1 protein-coding gene and 2 pseudogenes are annotated in these 1507 nt (G+C 68.1%); 2 read left to right on the top strand and 1 reads right to left on the bottom strand.

Features of this window, described 5'->3' with window-relative positions; genetic code table 11:
- Window positions 1–214: pseudogene (locus ABZ624_RS43035) on the top strand (hypothetical protein); the annotation flags it as partial.
- A 16-nt stretch (window positions 215–230) separates the two neighbouring features.
- On the opposite strand, the pseudogene ABZ624_RS43030 reads toward ABZ624_RS43035, so the two are convergent.
- Window positions 231–820, bottom strand: a pseudogene (locus ABZ624_RS43030) (transposase family protein); the annotation flags it as partial.
- Window positions 821–928: 108 nt separating this feature from the next.
- Between ABZ624_RS43030 and ABZ624_RS43025 the strand changes: the two are divergent.
- Complete coding sequence (locus ABZ624_RS43025; protein ID WP_360101220.1) at window positions 929–1366, top strand: hypothetical protein; 438 nt, start codon at window positions 929–931, stop codon at window positions 1364–1366.
- The last annotated feature ends 141 nt before the right edge of the window (window positions 1367–1507 follow it).

Below are 1507 nucleotides of genomic sequence, written 5' to 3'. Positions count from 1 at the left end.
CGAAAACACCACAGCCACAAGCTCATTGACATCTCGCACACCACACCAACGGCGCCCGTCACCCTTGGTTACCACCGATTACGGGCCAGAGCCAGAAAAACGGCTGGTCCCCCATCTCGGCCGCCGCGAGCACATGAGCGACATCGTCCAAGCCGTCGCCGGCCTGCTGTCCCACCAGCAGATCGCCGACCTGACGTCGGCACGGCAGATGTGAACACCGAGCCTTTTCGGCGGTAGCTCTGCACAGTGAGGACGGCGCGGGCTGCTGTGGTGAGCGAGGTGGGGCCGCAGCGGGTTTTCCGGAAGATGCGTCAGGTCTTGAGCCGGGCCATGCCGCGCTCGACGGGATACCGGACCCGCGCATGGGCTTTGTTCACCGACCGTTGCTGGACGGTGGGTGCTTGTCGCGGACGGCGGCGGTGCGGGACGGCGAAGGTTCCGCCGGCGCCGAGATAGCCCATGTCCGCCAGGACCGGGATGCCCAGTCGTCGGCAGGTGGCGATGACACGGTGCCGGCGGGCCGCAGTGAGGTCGTGGGTGCGGCCGGGCAGGGCCCTGGAAATCCACAGGATCCTGCCGTCGGGGGCGGTGATGACCTGGAGGTTCACACCGTGGCGGCGATGCTTGCCGTTGTAGCCGGCACGTGCGTCGCCCACCCGGTCGCACTCGGCCAGGGTGCCATCCACCAGCACATACTCCGCTCTCGCCTTCACCTCGCGAAGGATCCGGGTCAGTCCCGGCGCCCGGCGGGCCAGCAGCGTCAGCGAACGTAGGCGTGGGCGGCGCCGACACTGACGCGGAAACCGGCTGCGATCTGGGCAGAGGCGATGGGCCGGGCGCGCGGCGAGTACGAGGAGGTCAGGGCGGCCAAGGGCAAAGCCGCGGACACGTTCCGCATTGCCGCCAGGGTCGGCCTGGGCGGTCGCTGGTGGGCTGGCTGTCCGGTAATGCGGGGGACGCGGACGATACTCGCGCCGGGCGGGCGCAGGTGCGCGATGCCCCGGAGAGTGTGGAGGTCATCATTGTGGAGCGGCTTGATGACGGGTCGCTTGCGACGGTCAGCTGGGCCGGTGAGGGGCGCGGCGGTCTGCCGCTGCCGACCGACAGCGTTCCCGTGAGGAAGGCCGCGCAGGCTGCTGCGGCGTGCATGCTGCGGCTGCCGGCGCGGATGGCGAAGCCGTACGTGATCGATCGTGTGATCGCCGATCTGGAGGAGTTCTTCGTCCCGAGCTGGCAGGCGAAGGGCAGCATCTGGCTGTCGGGCGAGCTGATCCTGCCGGTCAGGCCCGGTTGTCAGACGCGTGTGGCAGGGTTCCGGCTCAGCTACAGCCCCGACGACGGACTCGAGGTGTTCCGTGACGAGTGATCAGAACGGGATTGAGCGAGTCCCGTTGGCGTTCGCCCTGACGGATTGAGGCTTTTCAATTTGGCCACCGATCGGGTGACGAGGCCGGTCGAGTAACGGGCGAGGCCCTCGGACTGTTGAGCGAGATGTCTGAAGTCTCAA

It is taken from the genome of Streptomyces sp. NPDC007205 (genome assembly GCF_040634095.1).
In the GTDB taxonomy this organism is placed as follows: domain Bacteria; phylum Actinomycetota; class Actinomycetes; order Streptomycetales; family Streptomycetaceae; genus Streptomyces.
This window is presented reverse-complemented; position numbering and strand designations above follow the sequence as displayed.